Source organism: Ruegeria sp. BG3, from assembly GCF_056538485.1.
On record NZ_JBQFTE010000006.1, the window covers coordinates 140,239 to 158,194 of the forward strand.

Here is a 17,956-nt window from a genome sequence, read left to right on the forward strand (position 1 = left end):
TAGGGCACTGAAATCTTGGGTTTTTTCACACTGCTAAAGGAACGCATTGACATTCCGGCCTTGCCCCACACATTTTGCACGACCATAACAGGCGCCCTATTCGTCGAGCGAGGTTTCCCCTTAAATGCCCGTAGTTGTTGTAGAATCTCCGGCCAAAGCAAAAACAATCAACAAATATCTCGGCCCCGACTACACGGTTCTGGCCTCCTACGGCCATGTTCGGGACTTGCCGCCCAAAGACGGATCGGTCGATACCGACCACGAATTCGAGATGAAGTGGGAGGTCGGTAATGACAGCAAGAAGCACGTCAAAGCGATTGCCGATGCGCTGAAAGAAGACAATTCGCTGATCCTCGCAACCGACCCCGATCGCGAGGGGGAAGCGATCAGTTGGCACTTGCAGGAAGCGCTGACCAAGCGGCGTTCGATCAAGAAAGATACGCCGGTCAGCCGCGTGACCTTCAACGCGATCACCAAAGAGGCCGTCACTGAAGCGATGCAAAACCCGCGCGAGGTCGACATGCCGCTGGTTGAGGCCTACCTGGCCCGTCGCGCGCTGGACTATTTGGTGGGCTTCAACCTTTCGCCGGTTCTGTGGCGCAAATTACCCGGCGCGAAATCGGCTGGCCGGGTGCAATCTGTCTGCCTGCGGCTGATCGTCGAACGCGAGATGGAGATCGAAGCTTTCAAGCCGGTTGAATACTGGTCGGTCAAGGCCCTGTTTGAAACACCACGCGGTCAGACCTACGAGGCGCGCTTGGTCACCTATGCCGGAAAAAAGCTGGACAAGCACGATCTGAAGGACGCGACGCAGGCAGAGCTGGCTGTTCAGGCCATCACCAGCCGCGCGCTGAGTGTTACCTCGGTTGAGGCGAAACCAGCAGCACGCAACCCCAGCGCGCCCTTCATGACATCAACCCTGCAACAGGAGGCCAGCCGCAAATTCGGTATGGGTGCGCGGCACGCGATGCAGGTGGCGCAACGCCTCTATGAGGCAGGCTACATCACTTATATGCGGACTGACGGCATCGACATGGCCCCGGAAGCGGTTGCCGCCACGCGCGACGCGATTTCGGACCGTTTTGGCGCCCAATATGTGCCGGACAGCCCGCGCATCTACAAGAACAAGGCCAAGAACGCGCAGGAAGCGCACGAATGTATCCGCCCGACGGACATGACGCGCGATGCAAAAGAGCTGAAGGTGACCGATGAGGATCAGCGCAAGCTCTACGATCTGATCTGGAAGCGCACCATTGCTTGCCAGATGGCTGCTGCGCGCCTGGAGCGCACAACCGTTGAAATCGGCAGCGACGATGCTCAGGTCGGCCTGCGCGCAACCGGTCAGGTGGTGCTGTTTGACGGCTTCATGCGGGTCTACGAAGAAGGCCGCGACGATGTGGCTGATGACGATGAAAAGCGCCTGCCTCAGATCATGCAGGGCGATCCGGCGCGGTTTGCCAAGGACTCTCTTGTTGGCCAATTCGAGAAAGCGACAGGTGAGGCTCAGGTCACAGAAGGCGCAAAAACCGCGAAAGAAGCAATTCTGTCCGAAAACGAATCCGTTATGGCGCTGCAGCACCACACCCAGCCGCCTCCACGCTATACTGAGGCCACTTTGGTCAAGCGGATGGAGGAATTGGGGATCGGCCGTCCTTCAACCTATGCCTCGATCGTCACCACGATTCAGGATCGGGAATATGTGCGCAAAGACAAAAACCGCCTGATCCCCGAGGAAAAGGGCCGGATCGTTACGATCTTTCTGCTGAACTTCTTCCGCCAGTACGTGGGCTATGAGTTTACGGCGAATCTGGAAGAAGAGCTGGACGACGTCAGTGCCGGCGATCGTGACTACAAAGATCTGCTGGGCAAGTTCTGGCGCGATTTCTCGGCCGCGATTGGCGAGACGTCTGAGCTGCGAATCTCGGAAGTGCTGGACAAGCTTGACGAGGCGCTGGCCCCGCAATTGTATCCGCCACGTGAGGACGGGTCGGACCCGCGCATTTGCCCGAAATGTGGGACGGGTCAACTGCATCTAAAAACGTCTCGGACCGGCGGGTTCGTTGGCTGCGGCAACTATCCCGAATGCACCTATACCCGACCCATCGCGGGCGAAGGGGCCGAAGGAGATGAACGTCTTCTCGGTGAGGATGCAGGCGATGAGATCTGGCTGAAATCCGGCCGGTTCGGTCCCTACGTTCAGCGCGGAGAGCCGACGCCCGAGAACAAGAAACCCCCGCGCGCCTCTCTACCCCGTGGGTGGAGCAAGGATGACATGGATCTGGAGAAGGCCCTGACCCTGCTGTCCCTGCCCCGCCAGATTGGTGAACATCCCGAAGGCGGTATGATCAGTTCTAACTTCGGGCGGTTCGGGCCGTATATCATGCACCAGCTGCCGGAAGAGGCGAAACCGGTCTACGTCAATGTCAAAGACCCAAATGACGTGTTTGAGATCGGCATGAACCGCGCGGTCGAGATGCTGGCAGAAAAACGCGCCAATCCGGGACGTGGTCGGCGCGCGGCGGCAGCCCCTCTCAAAGAGCTGGGCGAACACCCTGATGGTGGTGCCATGCAGGTTCTTGATGGGCGCTATGGGCCGTATGTGAAGTGGGAAAAGGTCAACGCCACCATTCCCAAGGACATTAAGCCCGAAGATGTGACGCAGGAAATGGCCATCGAACTGGTCAATGAACGCGCCGCCAAGAAAGGCACGAAGAAAAAGGCTGCCCCCAAGAAGAAGGCCGCTGCCAAGAAAACAACGAAGAAAACGGCAAGCTAGGGTTGGATAGGTAGAAATACCACCAGCCCCTTGGATTCGTTGACTTCCCCCTGACGCGGCGGCACAACCTGCCCATCACCATGTCATTGGGGGAGTTTTCCATGAAGAAAATCTATGCCAATGCCTCTGACGCGCTCGACGGAGTGCTGTCGGATGGCATGATGATCGCGGCGGGCGGTTTCGGCCTGTGCGGCATCCCGGAACTGCTGCTCGAGGCGATCAAGGACTCGGGCGCTCAGGACCTGACCTTTGCGTCGAACAACGCAGGCGTCGACGATTTCGGCATCGGCATCCTGCTGCAGACCAAGCAGGTCAAGAAAATGATCAGCTCGTACGTCGGCGAAAACGCTGAATTCATGCGTCAGTACCTGGCCGGAGAGCTTGAGCTGGAATTCAATCCGCAGGGCACTCTGGCCGAACGGATGCGCGCAGGTGGCGCAGGCATCCCTGGTTTCTACACCAAAACCGGCGTGGGCACTGTGATCGCCGAGGGCAAAGAACACAAAGACTTCAACGGCGAGACCTACATTCTGGAAGAAGGCATCTTTGCCGATCTGGCCATTGTCAAAGCCTGGAAGGCCGATGACACCGGCAACCTGATCTTCCGCAAGACCGCCCGAAACTTCAACGTGCCTGCCGCGACCTGCGGCAAGATCTGCATCGCCGAAGTCGAAGAGATTGTCCCCCGCGGCTCAATGGACCCGGATGCGATCCACCTGCCGGGCATCTATGTGCATCGGATCATTCAGGGCGGTCACGAAAAGCGCATTGAACAGCGCACCACCCGTAAGAAGGAGGAAGCATAATGCCTTGGGATCGGAACCAGATGGCCGCCCGTGCGGCGCAAGAGCTTGAAGATGGCATGTATGTGAACCTTGGCATCGGTATTCCGACGCTGGTGGCAAACTATGTGGGCGACAAGGACATCACCCTGCAATCCGAGAACGGCATGCTGGGCATGGGCCCCTTCCCGTTCGAAGGTGAAGAAGACCCCGACCTGATCAACGCGGGCAAGCAAACCATCACCGAACTGTCGCGCACCGCATATTTCGACAGCGCGACCTCGTTCGCGATGATCCGGGGTGGCAAGATTGCCGCGGCCGTTCTGGGCGCGATGGAAGTGGATGAAGAAGGTGACCTTGCCAACTGGATGATTCCCGGCGTTCTGGTCAAAGGCATGGGCGGCGCAATGGATCTTGTAGCCGGTGTCGGCCGTGTAATCGTGGTGATGGACCACACCAACAAACACGGCAAATCCAAGCTGCTGAAAAAATGCACCCTCCCGCTGACAGGGAAAAAGGTGGTGAATCGCATCATCACCAACCTCGGGGTTCTGGATGTGGTTGAAGGCGGTCTGAAGATCGTCGAGATCGCAGAAGGCGTCACCGAAGACGAGATCCGCGCGGCAACCGAGGCGAATATCGTCGACTAGACCAAGAACCGGGCCTGCTGCGACAAGCAGGCCCTAGTTCAGCGTCTGGAAAACGCACCCATCCGAGGCGTAGACAGGCGGCGTCGCGCAGAGCGCTCGCGCGACCTGAAAAGCCGCGAGTACCTTGGGCACATAGTCCCGCGTCTCTGCATAGGGCGGCACACCGCTGTGTTTGCGAACGGCCCCCTCACCGGCATTATACCCTGCCAGCGCCAATATCGGGTCATTGTCAAACTCACCCATCAACCAATCCAGGTATTTAACCCCACCCGAGATATTCTGAGAGGGCTGGAAGCTGTCCTGCACGCCAAACCGCTCGGCCGTCGCTGGCATCAGCTGCATCAGCCCCTGCGCCCCGGCTGAGCTGACCGCGTCGGCCCGTCCAGCTGATTCCACCGAGATGACCGCCAGCACGAGCGCAGGTGAAACATTGGTGCCAATGGTCGAGCGTAGGATGTCGCGCCCTTGGTTGTTCACGATACCCTGCAGGGTCTGCAAACGGGGTGTCGAGACGCTTGTAGCGGCCAGGGCGTTGATCGCCGAATCTAGCCTACCTGGTCCGGCTTGTGCCAGTTCGGGCGAGATTTTCTCCCAAAACGCTTTATACGCGCCTTTCGGCGGCGCCTTGGACGCAACTTTTGGCGTGGTCGACGGCGGCATTTTGGCACGTTTGATGATATCGGGGACCACAAGCTCGGATCCCGTGCTGGGAGCCGAGGGTCTGGAGGCATGTTCTTCAGCAGAAATCTGGATGTTGATCTTTGGCCGCTGACCCGGCTGGGGCGCCTTGATCCTTTTATAGACACCACGCGGTTCGACCTCATCGGCGCGTACGGTGTCTGGCGTGCATACCAGAAACGCCATTACGCCGGCGCATTTTACTGCGTCCCGGAGATTCATTTGCCTGCCTCATGTTTTCGTTTTGATTGATTTGAACCCCGAATCTTCGCGTAAAGCCAGAAAAACCAAGCAAATTGGGGCAGTTTCGCCTCATTTGCCGCAAATTTGCATCGCTCTGGGGTTTCCGAAAAAAACCAAGGGCATTTTTAAACACATATTTTCAATGACTTACCCATTTGATGACTAAAAAGTTAAGCCTCGGGCAAAATTTTCCCTGTTTGGCCCAATTCCTGCCACGCACAACAGGCAAACATAGATGCATACCGAGACGATCGGGAGCGGACTGAGAGAGAAAGCTCTGGAAGACGCCGAGGTTTAGAAGACTATTTTAGATCCTTTAGGAGGGACGTAACATGATCAAGTTCATCAAGAACTTTCGCAAAGACGAAGACGGCGCAGTAACAGTTGACTGGGTTGTTCTGACCGCAGCAGTCATCGGCCTGGGTACCGTTGCTTACACTCAGATTTCGAACGGTGCAGTTGGCATGGCCACTGACGTTAACGCTGCCCTGTCCGGCGCGACCATCAGCACAGGTGAAAACGACGGCACCGCAGGTGGTATCGTAACCGCTGGTGAGAACACCAACTAATACAAGACTATACGGTCTTGAAATTTTGACGTCGCGCCGAAAATCGGCGCGACGTTTTTTTGGTTCTCCTAGAATGCAATAGGCAACCGCCCAAAGGATACATCTACACCTTTCTTCTCCTTAGTGTTGCGATGCAAATTCAGTACAGAATGCGGCGGACAAATCACTTTTTCGCCAAATTCGCGCCATTCATGCACTGCAAACTTTAAAGGAAATGCTAGCAAAAGACGACCTTGGATGTTCGCTCGGAAGGCAAAGCCGAAACTTGACGGCGTTGATAGGTATGAGATGAAAAAGATGTTTAAGACATTTAGAGCTTCTGAAGAGGGCGCCGTCACTGTCGATTGGGTCGTTTTGACAGCACTCATTATTGGTTTGGCTACGCTTCTCTACTTCGCCATCCAGACGGCAACGATTGGCCTAAGCGGGAACACGAGTCAGGCTCTCAGCAGTGCGACCATTAGCACAGGAACATCAACCGGTGGCGGCGGCGGTATAGCCACAGAAGGCACCGCTGGCGGCAACTGATCGCACCCAACTCAGCAACGCAACCAATCAAACAAGTCGCCATCGAAGGATGGCGATTTTGGCTTTTGTACCTATCGTTACTGCGGTCGTTCGCGGCCAGATACTGTCGCGACATGGGTTAAAAAATCTGCACGAAAAGTTTGATTTGTCCCACATTTCGACACAATTCCATCTTACGAATACGATGAACAAATTTGACCCCCTGGCCTTTGGAAGCAAAGCCAGACAGAAATATGAGGTGGATGTATGCGAGCGGTATTCGGACTTGTCCTGATTGTCGGGCTAGCTCTGGCTGGCGGCGCTGTCTACATGGCGCGGAACTATATCTCAGCGTATCAGAACGAACTCGCCCGCGAGCGGCAGGCGACAGCGGCCGCGCTCGAGGCTGCCGCAGCCGAAAAAGCCGAGGTCGAAGTGATCCCGACAGTCAGTGTTATTGTTTCCAATCGAACCCTGAAATACGGAGAACGCTTGGCAGAAGAGGACGTACGCGTCGTTGACTGGCCAGAAAACGCAATACCGGAAGGCAGCTTTACAGACCTTGCAGTTTTGTTCCCAGCCTCCGGCGGCAAAGACCGTTTCGTTCTTCGCACGATGGAAAAAGACGAAGCATTGATGGAAGTCAAAATCACCCAGCCTGGTGAAGGGGCGGGCCTGACGTCTCAGTTGGACAAAGGCATGCGCGCTTTTGCGATTCGGGTTGATGTGGCGTCGGGCGTTTCCGGTTTCTTGCGCCCCGGAGACTATGTTGACGTCTACTGGACCGGGTCGCGCCGCGGGACAACCGCCGAAGCGGATGGCGAGATTACCCGCCTGATCCAGCCTCGGGTCGAATTGATCGCAGTTGACCAGATCGCTGGAACGGACGTAACCGGAACGACAATTGCGCGCACGATCACGGTTGCTGTCACGCGTGAACAGGTTGCCGTTCTTACTCAGGCGCAAAACACTGGCAGGCTGACATTGGCCCTTGTTGGGGTCGAAGATGAAACCGTGTCATCGGAAGTCATCGAGATTGACCAGCGCGCTTTGCTCGGTGTTGTCGAAGAAGAAGCTGCCCCGATCCCAGAGCGTGTGGAAAAACAAGTTTGCAAGACCCGTATTCGCCGCGGCAGCAGCGAGGTTGCCGACAGCGTGTTCGCCTGCACAAACTGACGCCTATTCAGGACCTTACACCTGCAGAGCCGCGCGATTTGCGCGGCTCTTTTCATTCTTATGTTGCCAATAGCCCACATAAGGAAACTTCCAGAAACCCTTGATTATTGCAATAAATTCCGTTTTCGCGCAGAGTTTCGCCTATAGGGCATAAGACCCACAAAAACGAGGCGTGATCGGAGAGGCAGGTCACATGAAAATACGTTCCTGGATCAGCGCAACCCTGCTGGGGTTGTCGCTCGTTGTTAGCCCAGTCGGCGATGCCGCTTGGGCCGAAACTCTTCGCGTGGTGAAGAAAGGCACAGTGGAAACGCTGGAAGTCCCCGTAAACCGCGCGATCGTTGTTGAAAGTGAAGAGCCGTTTGCCGAACTGAGTATCGCGAATGCTGGCATTGCCGACATCTCGTCGCTTTCAGATCGCACGATTTATGTTTTGGGTAAGGCGCCCGGTCTAACGACGCTGACTCTGTTTGATGGCGCAGGCATGCTTCTGGCCAATGTCAGGGTGCGCGTCGCCCCAGACATTACAGAGTTCAAGGAACGCCTACGGCAGATTCTGCCAAATGAACAAATCGAAGTGCGCACAGCCAATGACGGAATCGTTTTGTCCGGAACAGTCTCGGGTTCAGCCAAGCTTGCGCGTGCTCTGGAACTGGCGGAACGCTATGCCCCGGATCGGGTGTCAAACCTAATGTCGGTTGGCGGCGTTCAGCAAGTCATGCTGAAGGTGCGTTTCGCGGAAATGAACCGCTCGGTTGCGAAAAACCTGTCAACATCGCTTGGCTTTGGCGGCAGTGACGTCACAGCAGGTTTCAACACCCTCAACACTCAGGGTGCGTTGAGTAATGCGTTGGCCAACAACATTCCGATTGCACAACAAAATACCGGCGCCATTCTTTTCGGTTTTGGGGCTGGATCAACGCAAGTAAGACTACTGCTTGAAGCACTCGAAACCAAAGGTCTGGCGCGTACGCTCGCCGAACCGAACCTATCCGCACTGTCCGGTCAGCAGGCAACGTTCCTCGCCGGTGGTGAGGTCCCGATTCCTGTACCAGCAGATGACGGAGTTGTCGCAATCGAATACCGCGCGTTCGGTGTTGAGATCGACTTCATTCCGCGCGTAGTCGACGGTGATCTCATCAACCTGGAACTTGGCACAGCGGTATCGAGCATCGATACGTCGTCGGACTTTACGATCAACGGCGATTCGGTCCCAAGCTTCATTACCCGCCAGACCTCAACCACGATCGAATTGCGCGACGGTGAAAGCTTTGCGATCGCAGGCCTGATTCAAGATGACTTCACGGATCTGAGCAACCAGGTTCCATGGTTGGGCGACGTGCCCGTTCTGGGCACCCTGTTCCGGAGCGCGCAATATCAGCGCGAACAGAGTGAGTTGGTTATCATCATCACAGCGCATCTGGTCTCACCGACCCGTGGGGAAACGCTTGCTTTGCCGACAGATCGGGTAAAACCCCCCAGCGAGTTTGATCTGTTTATCAACGGACGCGTTGCTCGGACCGAGCGCGCAGGCGCTGGTGGTGCATCGGAAGTGGCCAAGCAAGACTTTGGCAGCTCCTACGGCTACATTCTGGATTGATGAGGAGGTTAGGACCAATGAAAACGTTGATACTCACCTTAGGTCTTTCGGTCGCAGTGACCGCATGTACGCGCGAAGCCGGATATGAAATTGATGCGGGCACCTTTGGCAATGCGACGCTGAACAACTCGCAGGTCATGAACGGTGAACTGACATACGCTCAGATTCTGAGCCGCCGGTTCGCAGCCGAAGTACCCAGCCAGGTGAACTTTGCCTTCAACAGTTCACAGCTCGATGCATCTGCGCAGCGTATTTTGTTGCAGCAGGCGGATTGGATCAAACAATTCCCCGAAGCACGGTTCCGTGTTTATGGCCATACTGACGCAGTCGGCTCTGCCAGCTACAACAAGAGCCTTGGTTTGCGCCGGGCACAAGCAGTTGTGTCCTTCTTTGCCCAACAAGGAATCTCGCGGTCCCGCCTAGAGGCGGTGGTTTCTTTCGGCAAAACGCGTCCACTGGTTGCGACAACAAATCGCGACCGCCGGAATCGCCGGACAGTGACTGAGGTTTCGGGTTTTGTAGACCGCGCGCCGCAGACTCTGGACGGCAAGTACGCCGAGATCATTTACCGCGAATACGTCGAAAGCGCGGCGGCTGGATCGAGTGTCGAGCAGGTCGATGCGACTGGCGGCGGTGGTGGATAATCCCATCTAAACGGGCGACATCGTCGCCCGTTTCCCTACAATTGGTTCTTTTGCGCCAAATTCTCGCCCAACTTCCAAGCGACATTGTGAACAATAGGGTGACCTGCGGGCAAAATTGACCGCATTGGGGCGACAGCAAATCTACCCGAGCGTACACGTTCGCAAGAAATGCCAAGCCCTCTCTACGAGGATTGTGTATATGAGTAGCGCGACGCCGCAAGACAACGACCCGGGAATTCTGGCCTGCACCATCAGCCGGGATGTCCAGAACTTTGATCTATTGATCGAAGACATGGAAACCATTCTGGGTGAGCGTTGGGGCGATCTTGGCTTTGCCGAAGCTCTCGCGTTTTTCAGCCAACCCGAAGCGGAAACACTGGAATTCGTTGCCCTGGCCATTGATGGTGAAGATGAAGACAACCTCTCGCTGATGGGCGAAATCATCACCCAGGCAAAAGACAAGAAAATCAAAGTGGTGCTTATTGCCGAGGACGTGACCCCCGCCTCGCTGCATCAGCTTTTGCGCAAAGGAGCAGATGAATTTGTCCCCTACCCTCTTCCCGAAGGCGAACTGAACGAAGCGATCGAGCGAATGAACAAGCCCGATCCTGTGGTTGCAGCACAAGCGGCCGCTGCCAATCTGACCAGTGGCGAATCAAAAGAAGGCGCTCTGTTCGTTGTGCAAGGTCTGGCAGGCGGCGTTGGTTCCACGACACTGGCTGTGAATCTGGCTTGGGAACTTGCAACAATCTCAGACAAGGACGCGCCTTCTGTCTGTCTGATCGACCTGGATCTGCAATACGGCACGGTCTCGACCTATCTGGACCTGCCACGCCGTGAAACCGTTTTCGAGATGCTGTCCGATACAGCGTCAATGGATGATGAGGTCTTCTCACAAGCCCTTCAAAGCTATGAAGAAAAAATGCAGGTTTTGACAGCCCCATCCGATATGGTGCCGTTGGATCTGATCACACCCGAAGACATCCAGCGCGTGATAGATACGGCGCGCAAGCATTTCGACTATGTGATCGTGGACATGCCCAAGACATTGGTTTTGTGGTCAGAAACCGTTCTTCAGGCTGCTCATGTTTACTTTGCCATGATCGAACTGGACATGCGCTCGGCTCAGAACGCATTGCGTCTGAAACGCGCCTTGCAGGCCGAAGAGCTGCCGTTCAACAAATTGCGTTTCGCCCTGAACCGGGCCCCTAAATTCACCGATCTGAACGGCAAGGGGCGCATCAAACGTATGGGCGAAAGCCTCGGAATCTCGATCGACCTGCAATTGCCCGATGGGGGCAAGCCGGTGATGCAAAGTGGCGATCATGGCCTGCCATTGGCCAGTTCAGCCGCCAAAAACCCGCTGCGCCGCGAAATTGCCAAGCTTGCAAAGTCGCTCCACAGCCTCGGCAGCAACGACGCCGAGGCCGCATAACACAACCCCAAGGGAAGAGCCGCCATGTTTTCCAGATATAAGAAAGCGTCTGATGCGCAGCCGGTCGAGACTCCGGCCAAAGCGCCCGAAGCGGCCCCTGCAGCGCCAACGGCAACAGCAGTTGCACGCAAGCCCGTTCAGAAGAAAGCTGGCGAGGTCACGAGCGCTGACCGCGACCGCAAAAGGAAAGAGCGCCTGAGTGAGATCAAGATTGAGCTGCACCGGGAGCTGCTGGAAAACCTGAACCTCGCCGCTCTTGAAAACGCAGGTGAGGCCGAGCTTCGTACGGAAATCAGCGCAATTGCCAGCGAGGTTCTGGAAGCCAAAAGCATCGTGTTGAACCGCGACGACCGCGCTCAGCTGAACAAAGAGCTTTATGACGAGGTCACAGGCCTCGGCCCGCTTGAAACCTTGCTGCGCGATGAATCGGTCAACGATATTCTGGTGAACGGCCCGCAACAGATTTTTGTCGAACGTGCGGGTAAGCTGGAACTCAGCGACATTACGTTCAAAGACGAAAAACACCTGATGCGGATCATCGACAAGATCGTGTCTGCCGTGGGTCGTCGTGTTGATGAATCCAACCCTTATGTTGACGCCCGTCTGGCCGATGGCTCGCGTTTCAACGCGATGGTCCCTCCGATCGCTGTTGATGGCTCGCTGGTCTCGATTCGTAAGTTCAAAAAAGACAAGCTGGGTATCGATGATCTGGTCAATTTCGGTGCGTTCACCGAAGAAATGGCCGCCTATCTTCAAGCCGCCGTTTCGACACGCCTGAATATCATCGTCTCGGGCGGTACGGGTTCCGGTAAAACGACCACTCTGAACGCGCTTTCGAGCTTTATTGACGACGCTGAACGTATTTTGACCATCGAGGATACGGCGGAACTTCAACTACAGCAGACTCACGTTGGCCGGATGGAAAGCCGCCCGCCAAACGTTGAAGGAAAAGGTGAGGTCAGCCCCCGCGATTGTCTGAAAAACGCTCTGCGGATGCGTCCCGACCGCATCATCGTGGGTGAGACTCGTGGCGCCGAGGTGATCGACATGCTGCAGGCCATGAACACCGGCCACGACGGCTCGATGACCACAATCCACGCAAACTCGGCAAGGGATGGTATCTCGCGTCTCGAGAACATGATCGCGATGGCGGGGATCGAAATGCCGATCAAGGCGGTTCGCAGCCAGATCTCAAGTGCTGTGAACCTGATCGTGCAGGCCAGTCGTTTGCAGGATGGTTCGCGTCGCATGACCTCGATTACCGAAATTACCGGGATGGAAGGCGATGTGATTTCGATGCAAGAAATCTTTCGTTTCCAACGCGTTGGCCTGACCCCCGACAACAAAATCATCGGTCACTTCACAGCCACTGGCGTGCGCAGCCACTATTCCGAGCGCTTCCGCCTGTGGGGCTTTGACCTGCCCTCGTCCATCTACGACCCAACCACAATGTAGGAGATCACGACATGCAATTGCCTATGGAGGCTCTCATCTATGTCGCCATCTTCGTGGGTGTCCTCGCCCTGGTGGAAGGCATCTATCTTGTGGCGTTCGGCAAATCCATCAGCCTGAACAGCCGGGTCAACCGACGACTCGACATGCTCGACAAGGGCGCGGGGCGCGAGCAAGTTCTGGAACAGCTGCGCAAGGAAATGCAGCAGCATATGAAAACGCAGAGCATCCCTCTGTATTCGCTGCTTGCAGACAAAGCCCAAAAGGCCGCCATCGCGTTTACGCCAAGACAACTGATCATGATCATGGGTCTTGTTTCGGCTGCGGCTTTTGTAGCTCTGAGTATTGGTACGGCAACAGATACGGTCTTGCGCACAGCTATTTCTATTGCCATCGGCGTCGGCGCTGTTTTCATGTGGGTCAGCAGAAAAGCCAATAAGCGCATGAGCATGATCGAAGAGCAGCTTCCCGACGCGGTTGAGCTGATGGTCCGCTCGCTTCGAGTCGGCAACCCTTTTGTGTCTTCGGTTCAGATCGCGGCCAACGAGGTTCAGGATCCCCTTGGGACCGAACTGGGCATCATCGCAGATGAATGCGCCTATGGTCGAGATGTGGGCGAAGCGCTAAAAGACATGGCCGAGCGCTTGGACATGCAGGATTTGCGTTTCCTCGCGGTCGCAGTCGGTATTCAGCAACAGTCAGGTGGTAACCTGGCTGAAATTTTGGCCGGCTTGGCTCAGGTGATCCGCGCCCGTTTCCGCTTGTTCCGCAGGGTCAAGGCAATCACCGCCGAGGCGCAATGGTCCGGAAAGTTCCTGTCGGGGTTCCCAGTAGCGTGCCTCATCTTCATTCTGGTCAAAGACCCCGGCTATTATGACGAAGTACTGGATCACCCGTGGTTCATTCCGCTGTGTTTCTTTGTCGGCATCATGCTGACACTGAACCTGATCGTCATGAAGATCATTACCAACATCAAGGTTTGAGGTCAGTTCAATGGAATTCCTAAACTCCATCAACAATGTCCTAACGCAACACCTTGGTGAGTTCGGCCCTCTGATCGTGGTCGGCGTACTTGGTTTCGTGTTGATTGCCGTGGCCGTTCTGCTGATGCTGAACCAGCCAGAAGATCCACTAAAGAAGCTGCAACGCAGCACGACGGCTCCCCGGAAAGAGAAAAAACCCAAAAAAGACCAACTGCGAAACGGCGGGCGGAATGAACAGCTCGAGAAATTCGCCACCTTTCTAGAGCCCAAAAGTGAAGAGGAACTCTCCGCTGTTCAATTAACGATGCGGCAGGCTGGCTACCAGTCGAAAGATGCCGTTCGTTTCTATCACTTTGCGCAGTTCGCGCTTGGCATATTAGGCATTTTGTTCGGAGTGTTGTGGGTAACGGTGTTCTCGGGCGGTCAGGAATTCACCGGAACACAATTGTTGATCCGCGTTCTGATCCCCGGCGCGATTGGCTACTACATCCCCAAATATTGGATCACACGCCGCGTTGAGGAGCGGAAACAGGCCATCACAGCGGCCTTTCCGGACACGTTGGACTTGATGCTAGTCTGCGTCGAAGCTGGCCAATCCCTAGATCAGGCTATCGTTCGAGTGGCGGCCGAGATGAAAAGCTCCTACCCCGAGATTTCGCAAGAATTCGAGGTTGTAGCCTACGAGATGAAGGCTGGTAAAGACAAAGACACAGTCCTGCGTGATTTCGGAACCCGCTGCGGGGTTCAAGATGTTCGGGCCTTTGTGACCGTGATGATCCAGTCCGCCACATTCGGTACTTCCATTGCCGAAGCTCTGCGGGTCTATGCTGGTGAAATGCGTGACAAACGTGTGATGCGCGCGGAAGAAGCCGCAAACAAGTTGCCTACCAAGATGACTCTGGTCACAATGGGGCTGACGGTACCACCGTTGCTTGTCATTCTGGTCGGGCCGTCTGCAGGTGTGATTGCTGACTTCGGAGGATGATTTAGCTTCGATGCTTCCAGGAAAAGGCTGTGCCTTGCTTAGGCTTCGCCGAAATCTTCAGGCCATCATGGTTTTCGCCATGGTGGCCTCTTGCACGGAAGGGAGCCTGTCGGATGACTTCGACGCGCCGGGTATAGATCCGAAGGGACAAGCCGAAGACAACATCACAGTTGGAAACCGCCTAATGGCTGCCGGAGAATATGAGCTGGCCCTAGACAGCTTTACCCGTGCCGCGCTGGAGCAAGGGATGACGCCGCAGGTTCTGACCTCATTGGGGACGGCAAATCTGGGGCTGCGTCGGTTGGGGCAGGCCGAGACCCTTCTACGCCGCGCGGTCGAGGATGACACTGACTGGCCCATCGCTTGGAACAATTTGGGTGTTCTGCTGATGGAAACCCGACAATACCCCGAAGCTGAACAGGTGTTTCGACGGGCCTTTGCGTTGGACAATGGCGAAAGTGACGCAATCCGCGACAATCTTCGGTTAGCTATCGCAAAAATGGAAAATCCTGTTAATAATACTGGCCAAGAACAAGAATATACGCTGGAGCAGCTAGGCGACGGGCAATTTTCGCTACGCAAAATCCAGTAACCGAGGCAAGAGCAGTAAAAGGACGCAAAAATGCGCCAACAATTCTTGATTCCGTCACTCGTGGTAACTGGGTTGATCCTGTCCGCCTGTGCAAAAGAAACCGAAGAGGAAAAGGTTGAACGTACATTTCAGGAAGTGAACGTCATTGACGAAACCAACCTGAACGACGTGCTTCTGACCGCGGCCGACCCCAACGAGGCGGTCACCTATTTCCACAATGCCGCCGCTAAGAACCCCGACCGGATCGACCTGCAGCGCGGGCTTGCGATCTCGCTGGGTCGCGCCAAACGATCGACCGAAGCGGCCGCCGCGTGGAAACGCGTGACGACCATGAACGGCGCCAATGCGGCCGACCGGGTCGAATACGCGGATGCGCTGGTGCGCAATGGGGATTGGAACACAGCCCACACCGTTTTGAACTCGGTCCCGCCGACTCATGAGTCGTTCAAGCGCTACCGGCTTGAAGCCGTCGTCGCGGATTCCCGCAAGGAATGGAAGCGCGCCGATCACTTCTATGAAACGGCCGTGGGCCTAACGACCCGCCCAGGTGGGGTGATGAACAACTGGGGCTATTCCAAGCTGACCCGCGGACAATATGCCGAGGCCGAACGCCTGTTCACCGAAGCTGTTCGGCAGGACAAGAGCCTGTTTACAGCCAAGAACAATTTGGTTCTGGCTCGGTCGGCGCAGGGGAATTATAGCCTTCCGGTGGTGCCCATGACACAGATTGAACGCGCCCGACTGTTGAACACGATGGCGATTTCAGCGGTGAAACAAGGGGATACGACAACCGGTAAGAACCTACTCCGCGAGGCGATTGCGACCCATCCGCAGCATTTCGATGAAGCCGTCCGCTCGCTTCGCGCGCTCGAGGAAAGCTGACACATGGCGATACCGGCCTATGTGGCGGCGTGGTTTCTGCCCTTTGTGTTGCCGATCTGCTTTTACGTCGCGTTCACGGATATGCGCGAAATGAAGATCAAGAACCACGCCGTAACGGCGTTGGTTCTGGTCTATATCGTCATTGGACTGTTTGTGCTGCCTCCGTGGTCGACGGGGCTGATTGGGGGGCAGATCGGCCCTCTTGATATCGCATTGCCTATCTATGTCTGGCAATTCCTGCATATCTTCGTGGTTCTGCTTGCCGGTATCATCCTGAACGCCGCCGGAGCGATGGGCGCGGGCGATGCCAAGTTTCTGGCCGCAGCCGCACCGTTCATCTGGTTCGCGGATTTGATTCTGCTCATGGCTATTCTGATGGCCTGTACTTTGGGGGCAGTAGCGACCCACCGTTTGGCCAAGCACACAAGGCTGCGCACAATTGCCCCACATTGGGAGAGCTGGGACAAGGGCAAAAAGTTCCCGATGGGGCTGGCCCTGTCTGGTTCGCTTGCCATGTATCTGATTCTTGGGACTGTTCTCGGATCGTAAACTATCTTCTGCGCGCCTTGTCGCTGCCTTGGTCCCGCCACAAAGCTGCGCCAGATTTCACACAACTGGCCCGCTTTGGGGCTTTTGGTGTGACATCAGAACAGACGAGTCCCGCTTATGAATATGCAGACCTCCGCAGTTATGGCGCCCCCTGCCCCGAAGGGTCTGGGTGAAATGCAGCTCCCGCTGGTGATGATGCGGGATATTTTGCTGAAGACGATCTTTCGAAAGAATGCCAGCACCGTGACCGAAGTGGCCGAGGCTATCTGCCTGCCCGGCTCGGTCACGCAGGAACTGATCGACATCGCGCGTGACCAAAAATTACTTGAGGCCACAGGCACCCTGAATGCCAATAGCGGCAATGAGATGGGATATCAGCTGACTGACGCCGGCAAGGCCCGTGCGTTGGACGCGCTCAGCCAGTCCGAGTATTTCGGTGCGATGCCCGTGCCGCTGGATGTGTATCGCGAGCAGGTCAAACGCCAGTCGATCCGCAATATTCAGGTCACAAGGGACCAGTTGACCAACGCGATGGGCCATCTGGTTTTGCCCGACAGCCTACTGGATCACCTCGGCCCCGCGGTCAGTGCAGGCCGCTCGATCCTGATGTATGGCCCTCCGGGGAATGGTAAGTCCTCGATCTCGAACGGTATTCGCGACGCGTTGGGTGACAATGTCTATGTCCCCTACGCCATCGAGTATGCCGGTCAGGTAATCACCGTTTATGATCCAATCGTACATACTGCGATTGAACAGGAGCCTGACGACCCCAACAGCCTGCGTCGCCGCAAGAGGTTCGATTCGCGCTATGTTCAATGCGAACGCCCAACCGTTGTGACCGGTGGTGAACTGTCGCTCAGCATGTTGGACTTGGTCTACAACCCCACCGCGCGGACTTATCAGGCCCCGCTGCAGCTGAAATCGACCGGCGGTATCTTTATCGTGGACGACCTGGGACGACAGGCCGAACCCCCTCAGGCCCTCGTCAACCGCTGGATTGTTCCGCTGGAAGAGAACAAGGATATCCTCGGCCTGCAATCGGGTGAAAAGTTCGAGGTTCCCTTCGACACGCTGGTGATCTTCTCGACCAACTTCCACCCGAATGAGATCTTCGACCAAGCGGCCCTGCGCCGGATCTTCTTCAAGATCAAGATTGATGGTCCGAACCAAGAGAACTTCCTGAAGATCTTTGCAATGGTCGCCCGCAAACGCGGTATGCCGCTGGATGAGGCCGCGTTGGTGCATCTGTTGAAGGTGAAATACCCAACCATCGACAACATCTATGCGAACTACCAGCCAATCTTCCTGATCGACCAGATGATCTCGATCTGTGAGTTCGAGGGCATCCCCTATCAGATGAGCCCCGACCTGATCGATCGTGCTTGGGCCAACATGTTCGTCAAAGACGAGAAAATCGTGAAATAACGCCATGCCATTATCGGGATGACAGGGG

The 17,956-nt window shown here is 55.9% G+C and carries 17 protein-coding genes; 16 read left to right on the plus strand and 1 reads right to left on the minus strand.

All coding sequences use genetic code 11. From position 1 onward, the window contains the following. Positions 1-124 precede the first annotated feature (124 nt). The 3 genes from topA (at position 125) to ACR0AI_RS11115 (ending at position 4,208) form a co-directional block, all read left to right on the plus strand. Positions 125-2,776: a type I DNA topoisomerase gene (gene topA, locus ACR0AI_RS11105; protein WP_480674027.1), complete on the plus strand. Its 2,652-nt coding sequence runs from the start codon at positions 125-127 to the stop codon at positions 2,774-2,776. A gap of 101 nt (positions 2,777-2,877) precedes the next feature. Beyond that, the gene (locus ACR0AI_RS11110; protein ID WP_480674024.1) at positions 2,878-3,582 is read left to right on the plus strand and encodes a CoA transferase subunit A; all 705 of its coding nucleotides are present in this window, start codon (positions 2,878-2,880) and stop codon (positions 3,580-3,582) included. Beyond that, positions 3,582-4,208: a CoA transferase subunit B gene (locus tag ACR0AI_RS11115; protein ID WP_480674022.1), complete on the plus strand. Its 627-nt coding sequence runs from the start codon at positions 3,582-3,584 to the stop codon at positions 4,206-4,208. Before ACR0AI_RS11110 ends, ACR0AI_RS11115 begins: the two co-directional genes overlap by 1 nt. A gap of 33 nt (positions 4,209-4,241) precedes the next feature. Here the strand turns inward: ACR0AI_RS11115 and ACR0AI_RS11120 are convergent, their stop codons facing one another. Further along, the gene (locus ACR0AI_RS11120; protein WP_480674020.1) at positions 4,242-5,108 is read right to left on the minus strand and encodes a lytic transglycosylase domain-containing protein; all 867 of its coding nucleotides are present in this window, start codon (positions 5,106-5,108) and stop codon (positions 4,242-4,244) included. Positions 5,109-5,461: 353 nt separating this feature from the next. Between ACR0AI_RS11120 and ACR0AI_RS11125 the strand changes: the two genes are divergently transcribed. The 13 genes from ACR0AI_RS11125 to ACR0AI_RS11185 all read left to right on the plus strand — a co-directional run bounded on the left by ACR0AI_RS11125 (position 5,462) and on the right by ACR0AI_RS11185 (position 17,928). Next, positions 5,462-5,698, plus strand: a complete 237-nt coding sequence (locus tag ACR0AI_RS11125; protein ID WP_170659952.1) for a hypothetical protein — start codon at positions 5,462-5,464, stop codon at positions 5,696-5,698. Between the two features lie 288 nt (positions 5,699-5,986). After that, positions 5,987-6,226, plus strand: a complete 240-nt coding sequence (locus ACR0AI_RS11130; protein ID WP_480674018.1) for a hypothetical protein — start codon at positions 5,987-5,989, stop codon at positions 6,224-6,226. Positions 6,227-6,472: 246 nt separating this feature from the next. Beyond that, positions 6,473-7,381, plus strand: coding sequence for a Flp pilus assembly protein CpaB (gene cpaB, locus ACR0AI_RS11135; protein WP_480674016.1), 909 nt, complete (start codon positions 6,473-6,475; stop codon positions 7,379-7,381). A gap of 193 nt (positions 7,382-7,574) precedes the next feature. After that, positions 7,575-8,981, plus strand: a complete 1,407-nt coding sequence (locus tag ACR0AI_RS11140; RefSeq protein WP_170659950.1) for a type II and III secretion system protein family protein — start codon at positions 7,575-7,577, stop codon at positions 8,979-8,981. A gap of 17 nt (positions 8,982-8,998) precedes the next feature. Continuing rightward, entirely contained in the window at positions 8,999-9,625 is a 627-nt protein-coding gene (locus tag ACR0AI_RS11145; protein WP_209254200.1) for an OmpA family protein, read from the plus strand. 199 nt (positions 9,626-9,824) lie between these two features. Then, positions 9,825-11,060, plus strand: a complete 1,236-nt coding sequence (locus ACR0AI_RS11150; protein ID WP_480674013.1) for a CpaE/TadZ family protein — start codon at positions 9,825-9,827, stop codon at positions 11,058-11,060. Between the two features lie 24 nt (positions 11,061-11,084). After that, a complete protein-coding gene (locus ACR0AI_RS11155; protein ID WP_480674011.1) occupies positions 11,085-12,515 on the plus strand; it encodes a TadA family conjugal transfer-associated ATPase in 1,431 nt (476 codons plus the stop codon). A gap of 11 nt (positions 12,516-12,526) precedes the next feature. Then, positions 12,527-13,495, plus strand: coding sequence for a type II secretion system F family protein (locus ACR0AI_RS11160; RefSeq protein ID WP_480674009.1), 969 nt, complete (start codon positions 12,527-12,529; stop codon positions 13,493-13,495). Between the two features lie 10 nt (positions 13,496-13,505). Continuing rightward, a complete protein-coding gene (locus ACR0AI_RS11165) occupies positions 13,506-14,480 on the plus strand; it encodes a type II secretion system F family protein (protein ID WP_480674007.1) in 975 nt (324 codons plus the stop codon). 10 nt (positions 14,481-14,490) lie between these two features. Further along, positions 14,491-15,072 (plus strand): tetratricopeptide repeat protein, encoded by a 582-nt coding sequence (locus ACR0AI_RS11170; protein ID WP_480701324.1) that lies wholly within the window; start codon positions 14,491-14,493, stop codon positions 15,070-15,072. Between the two features lie 30 nt (positions 15,073-15,102). Continuing rightward, positions 15,103-15,954: a tetratricopeptide repeat protein gene (locus ACR0AI_RS11175; RefSeq protein ID WP_480674003.1), complete on the plus strand. Its 852-nt coding sequence runs from the start codon at positions 15,103-15,105 to the stop codon at positions 15,952-15,954. A gap of 3 nt (positions 15,955-15,957) precedes the next feature. Beyond that, positions 15,958-16,503, plus strand: coding sequence for a prepilin peptidase (locus ACR0AI_RS11180; protein ID WP_480674001.1), 546 nt, complete (start codon positions 15,958-15,960; stop codon positions 16,501-16,503). A 117-nt stretch (positions 16,504-16,620) separates the two neighbouring features. Beyond that, complete coding sequence (locus ACR0AI_RS11185; RefSeq protein ID WP_170377831.1) at positions 16,621-17,928, plus strand: ATPase; 1,308 nt, start codon at positions 16,621-16,623, stop codon at positions 17,926-17,928. Positions 17,929-17,956 lie beyond the last annotated feature (28 nt).

Coding starts and splice junctions, on each gene's coding strand:
- ACR0AI_RS11110 (WP_480674024.1), top strand. CDS start 2,878: ATGAAGAAAATCTATGCCAATGCCTCTGACGCGCTCGACGGAGTGCTG.
- ACR0AI_RS11120 (WP_480674020.1), bottom strand. CDS start 5,108: ATGAATCTCCGGGACGCAGTAAAATGCGCCGGCGTAATGGCGTTTCTG.
- ACR0AI_RS11185 (WP_170377831.1), top strand. CDS start 16,621: ATGAATATGCAGACCTCCGCAGTTATGGCGCCCCCTGCCCCGAAGGGT.
- ACR0AI_RS11115 (WP_480674022.1), top strand. CDS start 3,582: ATGCCTTGGGATCGGAACCAGATGGCCGCCCGTGCGGCGCAAGAGCTT.
- ACR0AI_RS11145 (WP_209254200.1), top strand. CDS start 8,999: ATGAAAACGTTGATACTCACCTTAGGTCTTTCGGTCGCAGTGACCGCA.
- ACR0AI_RS11180 (WP_480674001.1), top strand. CDS start 15,958: ATGGCGATACCGGCCTATGTGGCGGCGTGGTTTCTGCCCTTTGTGTTG.
- ACR0AI_RS11125 (WP_170659952.1), top strand. CDS start 5,462: ATGATCAAGTTCATCAAGAACTTTCGCAAAGACGAAGACGGCGCAGTA.
- cpaB (WP_480674016.1), top strand. CDS start 6,473: ATGCGAGCGGTATTCGGACTTGTCCTGATTGTCGGGCTAGCTCTGGCT.
- ACR0AI_RS11165 (WP_480674007.1), top strand. CDS start 13,506: ATGGAATTCCTAAACTCCATCAACAATGTCCTAACGCAACACCTTGGT.
- ACR0AI_RS11160 (WP_480674009.1), top strand. CDS start 12,527: ATGCAATTGCCTATGGAGGCTCTCATCTATGTCGCCATCTTCGTGGGT.
- ACR0AI_RS11155 (WP_480674011.1), top strand. CDS start 11,085: ATGTTTTCCAGATATAAGAAAGCGTCTGATGCGCAGCCGGTCGAGACT.
- ACR0AI_RS11150 (WP_480674013.1), top strand. CDS start 9,825: ATGAGTAGCGCGACGCCGCAAGACAACGACCCGGGAATTCTGGCCTGC.
- ACR0AI_RS11175 (WP_480674003.1), top strand. CDS start 15,103: ATGCGCCAACAATTCTTGATTCCGTCACTCGTGGTAACTGGGTTGATC.
- ACR0AI_RS11130 (WP_480674018.1), top strand. CDS start 5,987: ATGAAAAAGATGTTTAAGACATTTAGAGCTTCTGAAGAGGGCGCCGTC.
- topA (WP_480674027.1), top strand. CDS start 125: ATGCCCGTAGTTGTTGTAGAATCTCCGGCCAAAGCAAAAACAATCAAC.
- ACR0AI_RS11170 (WP_480701324.1), top strand. CDS start 14,491: ATGCTTCCAGGAAAAGGCTGTGCCTTGCTTAGGCTTCGCCGAAATCTT.
- ACR0AI_RS11140 (WP_170659950.1), top strand. CDS start 7,575: ATGAAAATACGTTCCTGGATCAGCGCAACCCTGCTGGGGTTGTCGCTC.